The sequence below is a fragment of the Geitlerinema sp. CS-897 genome (assembly GCF_028368005.1).
Lineage (GTDB): Bacteria > Cyanobacteriota > Cyanobacteriia > Cyanobacteriales > Geitlerinemataceae > Baaleninema > Baaleninema simplex.
Genome location: NZ_JAQNCQ010000338.1, coordinates 1 through 6,499, shown reverse-complemented (window position 1 = coordinate 6,499; position 6,499 = coordinate 1). Strand labels below are relative to the sequence as shown.

The window sequence follows — 6,499 nt, the reverse complement described above, 5'->3', positions numbered from 1 at the left end:
TCATAATTTTGTCGAGAAATATTATTGTAACTTATAAAGTGGACGAGTTAAGTCAATTCAGATTTATACCTTGAGCAAGACGGCTTCTTGTTCATTTTCCACCCCCAGCTTTTGATAACTTTTTCAGCAAACCCTATTTACACGACCATCGAGATGGCGTTACAGAAATTTCGCAGTGAAAAAGCGGTTCGCCAGGCTCTCGATCGCGCCGTGGAACTCAACCTCATGAAAACCCAAACCCTCTCGATGGCGGCTCACGATTTACGAAATCCGCTCACCTCTATTTTAGGATCGTCAGAAATTCTCAAATATCTTGGCGATCGCCTCTCTCCCGAGAAAAAAGCTCAGTATTTCGATCGCATCAAAACCAGCGTAATTAATATGAACGTGCTGATCGACGAGTTATTGCTCGCCAACCAACTCGAAACGGGACGACTTCCCTTCAACCCCCAACCCTTGAATCTGGCGGCGTTCTGTCACATGAGCATCGATCGCGTCCGGGCTACAGCCGGTTCCCAGCATTGTTTGACCTTTGACATCTCGGTAGAGGTTAGAACCACCTCGATTTGTCTCGACGAAATCCTCCTGCGTCACATCCTCGCCAACCTCCTCTCGAACGCCGTCAAGTATTCTCCCGACGGCGGTACAGTGCAGTTAGAGGTGTCTCTGGCGGGCGATCGCGTCCAGTTCTGCATCAGTGACGAAGGGATCGGAATTCCCGCATCTGACGTTCCCCACCTGTTCGAGATGTTTACGCGGGCGGAAAACGTCGGTGACATCGCCGGAACGGGATTGGGACTGCACATCGTCAAGCAAAGCGTCGATCTTCACGGGGGATCGATCGCCGTCGAAAGTACCGAAGGGATGGGAACGACGTTTATCGTGACGCTCCCCAACTGCGATCGCCAGACGGTTTCGGTAGAATAAAAGACTTCACGATACGAGAATTGCACGAGATTATGGCTGAATCGGAGTGGTTGGAAATCGGTCGCATCGTCGCCCCCCAGGGGTTACGGGGCGAACTGCGGGTGTATCCCAACACCGACTTTCCCGAACGCTTTTTAGAACCTGGAACGCGATGGTTGCAGCGGAAAGGGGAACGCGATCCCCAACCCGTCGAACTCCTCGGAGGGCGAGACATTCCCGGTAAAGGGTTGTACGTGGTGGAACTCGAGGGCGTCGAGACGCGGGAAGCGGCGGAAGACTTGCGAGACGCGGTGTTGCTGGTGTCCGCCGACGATCGCCCGGAATTGGAAGAGGGGGAATATCACGTTTTAGATTTGGTGGGATTGGCGGTGTTCGATCGAGCAACAGGCGATCGCTTGGGAGTTGTCACAGACGTTCTTTCGGCGGGAAACGACCTCTTGGAAGTGCAACTCGATCGCCCGTTTCTGGTTCCCGACACGCCCCCCAAACGCAGCCGACGCAAGAAACCCAAACGCCCCAAACCCCCGAAACCGCCCACGGTGTTAGTTCCCTTCGTCACGGAAATCGTTCCCGTGGTGGATTTAGACGCCGGACGCATTGAAATCGTCCCGCCACCGGGGTTGTTGGAAGTGCAGGCTTAGGGAGTAAGGGAGAGGGGGAGAAAGGGAGAAGGGGAGAGGGGGAGATACTGTTACCTGTCTTCACTGGCGACTGGTGACTGGCGACTGGTGACTGAAACCCTATTCCCTGTTCCCTATCAACTGTCGAATAAATTGGCTGTATTCGTCTTTCATGGGTAAGTCTAAATCGACTTTAAGCCGTCTTCGTGTCGATTTCGCGGTTTCTCCCGTTTTGGGATTCGTTCCCTCGATTTCGTAAGTTTCCCAATACAACCCAACTCCTCGTTTTTGCCAGTTGGGTAAGTCGTTAAAATTGATGTTGTGTTGAAATAACAACTCGTTTTTCTGGGCGACGGAGAGGCGATCGAGCTGTTTGACCACCTGTTGGGCTGATACGCCGTCTCTTCGTAACGCCCAATAGCAATGAGAATTGAGAGAGTTTCGATGAGCGTCTTCGTTGCGCCAGCGAAAGTAATCCACGATGAGTTCGGGGGTTGGAAGCTGACAAATTCGACAGTCAAAGCTGGCGACTCGTCCGAGAAGCAAACTAAACTTCGCCCCTGCTTCGCTGGCTAAAATGGAGTTGAGTTTGCGTTCTTTGCGTTGAAAAGAACCTTCGTTGAGGGCGAACAACAACGAGATTTCATCGCTTTGGGTGTAGCCGTAAGTAATTTTAATGCCACAGGTCATTAAATGTTTGACCGTTTCTAGCATTAAGTCGCGAAATTTGGCATCGTAGGGGGCTTCAAACTGACAGATTTCTTTAGTGAGTTTGGTAAAACAACGACCGTCGAGTCGTGCGACTATGTAAATTCCGGGTAGGACGTAGCGATCGTTGAGACTTTCAAATTGTCTTAATTTTTTATCGAGTTCGTCAAATTTCATGTTGGATATTCTCTCACGAGAAAGTCGTGGGCGATCGCTTTGACGTGAAACAGGCGATCGAAACCTTCGGAAAACTCGGGAATTTCTAGTTTATTATAGGTCGATCGCACGCCGATTTCGGGAATTTTTGCTTTTCCGCTGCGTTGGTTGTTGCGATGTAAGCATTCTGGCAAGGAAGACTCGAAGTAGTAGCCGATAACGCTGAATTTGTAGGCTTTCAGGAGAGATATATCGAGCGCGATCTAGTTTTGTGGGGTTGGTGTTGTCGATAACGAGGGGTTGTTTGGCGTATAAGCAGGCTTCAAATATCAGCTTTTCTCGATGGCGGGTTTTTAGCATATCGAGATTGATTCGGAGGTGAGTGTTAGCAAAATATTGGAAGTAAAATGTCGATTTACCCGAGCCTTGAATTCCTGCAAATATAATACTTTTTATTTTGTTTTTTGTAGGTTGGATCGATAAATAAAAATCAATATTTACGTTTTTATTTTTATCACAAAGACACAAAAACACGAAAAGTTTTGAGATGTTTTTTTATTAAAGAAAGATACAATTTTACAAACGAGTCGAAATACATACTGACTAAAAGTATTGTTGAATCTTTCAATATAACTGATTTTTTTCTGGATTTTTTTCAACAGCTTTATGTCGTTGGCTGGACAAAACACTTGGGTCTTCGGAGTTTGAGGTGATAAGCGGATTTTATGCCCGGTCAAAACCCTTGCTGTAGGGGCGTCATGGCAATGCGCCTCGGTTCGATTTCGTATTATTAATAACAAATTACACCGTAATCTCAGGAGACCCTTATTGCTTAGCTCTTATGCTGCTCTTTAAGGGTAAGCATTTTTGCTTATTGCATAACTGGGATGCACCCCATTATATTTTTGATGTAGATGACACTTTAAATCAGAGACTCTTAGATAATCTCGCTCCTGTATCCTATCCATTCAATTACTTTGTTTGGCTCTTCCGAACTTACTATGCAAGAAATCGTCGAAACTCTTACAGGGCAAGAGTTTTCGCTAAACTGTATAAAAATGAATCTCAAATCGCGAAATCCCTTTCCAGATACAGGCTACAAGCATTTACCCTACACACTAAGGTCGGAAGAGCCCTTTGTTTTTTTGGCAAGACTTAAATAGCCTTGACTTCCTTTATGCTGAAGTTTTAAACTCTCAATTCCCTGAAAAAGTACTTGGTTTTTCCAGTAGCTAATAAAGCTGGAAGAAACTTGTAGTATTTTCATGATTTCGTGATAAGACGTCCCAGACAAAATCATTTTGGTAGCCAAAGCTCTCTTCACTTCTCTTGCTTCTTTGGTTTGGGAAATAAAATCATTCAATTCATTGATGATGGTCATTGAAGTTTCTCGAGTTTAAGTTCATTCTCATCTATTAGAGCACAATGCTTTCCATGAATGATTTAGGGTTGCTATATATCGCGAAAAATCGCATTTACTCAAAATTTTAATTACGGATTCCGTGTTACTTGAAAACGAGTTATCAAAAAAAACTCCAAACTTAAAAGTCTGGAGTGAGATCTTTTTGGTAGGGAGTCGCAACTTAACAATTCTGTCAGTCGATCGCCAGTCAAAACTAACGTTTTAACCCAAACTTTGAGCTGAAACCTGGTTTTTTTCGTTCGGTTCGACTTCAGTAGAGGCGATCGCAACACGTTCGATACCTCGTAAAATTTCGCGATGGAAATTCTGGCGGATTTGAGGGTTTAAATAGCGTCCTTGCAACACTTGCCACCGTTGCCAAGACTCGAAACGGGTTTGTTCGAGCAATTCCGCAAATTTCGGCGTTTCTTGCTTCAAATCGCAGTGAAAAACTTTGCTGAGAAACTCACCCATCACGCAACTATCTTGAATGTTACCCAGCACCTCCTGAAGTTCCCTCATGTCTGCAAGATAGGTTTGATAGGTGGGGCCGTAAAGGTCGGCGAAGGAATTCATCAAATAGCGAACTCGTTTGGCTTGCTTGCGAAGCTCGTGTAACACGTAACCTTCGTTGGCAATAATGGCTTCGACTTCTGCACTGCTTAAGGTCGGACGATGGCCGTTATCTGGGGTTTTTGAGAAACCAACCCACCACCCCGGATCGAGAAGAACACGACTGATACTGGGAAGTAAAATATCGGGGAGAACGTCGCCGACCGCCATTTGAGAATAGACGTGGTACTGAGGTCGATCGAGCCATTTAGTGACGGCTTTCTTGAATTTTTGATACTTCTTCCCCTTGAGGAGTTCGCGCACTTCCGCTAAAGCAGCTTTTCGCTGTTCGGTTAGGGTCGCGATCGCCGGTTCGATTTTCGATCGCTCTTTCTTCGGTAAATTTGGCTGGTATCGTTCGACTAACGCTTCCTGCATTACATCGATATCTCGCAGTTTTCCCAGCGTCCGAGAAATTTTACCGATCGGTTTATTTTGTGCGGCTTTCGGGAGTTCGATGGCGGCCTCGAAACCCGTCACGTCCGATCGCAACCGTCGCATTCCCACACGCATCTGGTGTAAGGCTTCGGGATCGCGATCTTTGAGAACGTCAGATTCGTATTCGAGCGTTCGTTGGACGTGCTTTTTAACTGCATCGTAGGCGCGATCGCCCAAAAGTTGTTGTAAGTCTGGCTGCTGCGCCGTCATGTATTGCTACCACCTCCAATCGTTAGGGTGTTGTGGAGATGTCGCACCCAATGGTTAACATCTCGATCTTGACAGATAGATCTTCAGTTTAACGAATCTCTTAACGTTTTGTTAACCTCACACCTCGTTCGTCGTGTGATTCGACGATCGCAGAGGACGAGTTTATAAGTTTGAGGGAGAGAATCCCCAAAGGCTTGACGGATGCGATCGATCTCCGTCAACGTTAAGTGACGCGATCTGACCGATAAAAACAAAGAGAAGAGGAGCGATCGCCGATGAAAGCGATTTTGTTCGATTTAGACGGAACCTTGGTCGATACTGACGTTCGCCATTTTGCCATTTGGCAAGATATCTTGCGAGAATTGGGTATCGAGATCGATCGTGAATTCTATCAAACTCGCATCAGCGGCCGCGAAAATCAAGCGATCGTGCGCGATGTTCTAGCAAGACTTCCATTTGAAGAAGGGTTGAAAATTGCAGAAGCCAAAGAAGCGCGATTTCGTGAGGATGGCGTCACGCTCGATCGCCTGCCGGGACTCGATCGCCTGCTAGAGTGGATCGAAGCGCGATCGCTCGTCACTGCCGTCGTTACCAACGCACCGCGTTCCAACGCCGAGTTTATGTTGTCTGCGTTAAATCTCAGCAACCGCTTCGATACTGTGGTTCTCGCCGAAGACGCCGCGTTTGGAAAACCCGATCCCGCTCCCTATCAGCTTGCCTTAGAGCGGCTTTCGCTATCCCCTAACGAGGCGATCGTCTTTGAAGATACCCCCTCGGGAATCCGCAGTGCAGTCGCCGCCGGTTTAACGACTGTCGGAATGGCAACTACCCACGATCCTCAAGGTTTGATCGGTGTCGGTGCGACGTTCGCGATCGCAGATTTTAGCGAGTCTCGGTTGTGGGATTGGCTAGCAGAAAACTTCGAGGCGATCGCGTCTTGAATTCTAGAAACCGCCAATTCAAGTTTGAAATGCAACGGTCTCCGATCCCTGACTATAAAATACTTCAGAAGGGATTCGATAGTCAAGATATTTTCGAGGACGATCGTTGAGTAAATCTACTGCTTTTTTGACCGCGTCTGGTGACAAAATTTTAAACTTTGTTCCTTTCAAAAAAAACTCTCAAAGCATTCCATTTGTATGCTCGTTTAGTCCTCGCTCCCACGAATGATAAGGATTGGCAAAGTAACAGGATACTCCCAGCTTCTGAGTCAGTTCTTCGTGACCACTAAATTCCTTCCCGTTATCAAATGTCAATGTTTTATGATGAGAAGAAGGCAGATGCGAAAACTCGGGTGCATCTCAATTATGTAAATTCATCGAATTGGGCGCACTCAATTTCCAGATCCCCGGCATCTTGGGTATCTGTTTAGCGTAACGGCCAAAGTACGACGAAAGGGGGATGGCACAAGCCAGGACAAGTCGCC

The 6,499-nt window shown here is 46.9% G+C and carries 5 protein-coding genes and 3 pseudogenes; 3 read left to right on the top strand and 5 right to left on the bottom strand.

The window, feature by feature from the left end; genetic code table 11:
- Nucleotides 1-153 precede the first annotated feature (153 nt).
- Together POG22_RS21615 and rimM are read left to right on the top strand one after the other, a co-directional pair.
- Nucleotides 154-927: a sensor histidine kinase gene (locus POG22_RS21615; protein ID WP_498907080.1), complete on the top strand. Its 774-nt coding sequence runs from the start codon at nt 154-156 to the stop codon at nt 925-927.
- 32 nt (nt 928-959) lie between these two features.
- Entirely contained in the window at nt 960-1,568 is a 609-nt protein-coding gene (rimM, locus tag POG22_RS21610) for a ribosome maturation factor RimM (RefSeq protein WP_063715087.1), read from the top strand.
- Nucleotides 1,569-1,667: 99 nt separating this feature from the next.
- On the opposite strand, the gene POG22_RS21605 is transcribed toward rimM, so the two are convergent.
- From POG22_RS21605 to POG22_RS21590, 4 genes and pseudogenes are all read right to left on the bottom strand, one after another.
- Nucleotides 1,668-2,432, bottom strand: coding sequence for a tRNA(His) guanylyltransferase Thg1 family protein (locus tag POG22_RS21605; RefSeq protein WP_063715088.1), 765 nt, complete (start codon nt 2,430-2,432; stop codon nt 1,668-1,670).
- Nucleotides 2,429-2,867, bottom strand: a pseudogene (locus POG22_RS21600) (AAA family ATPase). The gene POG22_RS21605 and the pseudogene POG22_RS21600 overlap by 4 nt, the downstream one beginning before the upstream one ends.
- Nucleotides 2,868-3,552: 685 nt before the next feature.
- Nucleotides 3,553-3,792, bottom strand: a pseudogene (locus tag POG22_RS21595) (IS630 family transposase); the annotation flags it as partial.
- A gap of 243 nt (nt 3,793-4,035) precedes the next feature.
- Nucleotides 4,036-5,073: a CHAD domain-containing protein gene (locus tag POG22_RS21590; RefSeq protein ID WP_063715090.1), complete on the bottom strand. Its 1,038-nt coding sequence runs from the start codon at nt 5,071-5,073 to the stop codon at nt 4,036-4,038.
- A 275-nt stretch (nt 5,074-5,348) separates the two neighbouring features.
- Here POG22_RS21590 and POG22_RS21585 point away from each other — a divergent pair, with 275 nt between their 5' ends.
- Complete coding sequence (locus tag POG22_RS21585; protein ID WP_063715091.1) at nt 5,349-6,014, top strand: HAD family hydrolase; 666 nt, start codon at nt 5,349-5,351, stop codon at nt 6,012-6,014.
- A gap of 18 nt (nt 6,015-6,032) precedes the next feature.
- On the opposite strand, the pseudogene POG22_RS21580 reads toward POG22_RS21585, so the two are convergent.
- Nucleotides 6,033-6,362, bottom strand: a pseudogene (locus tag POG22_RS21580) (IS30 family transposase); the annotation flags it as partial.
- Nucleotides 6,363-6,499 lie beyond the last annotated feature (137 nt).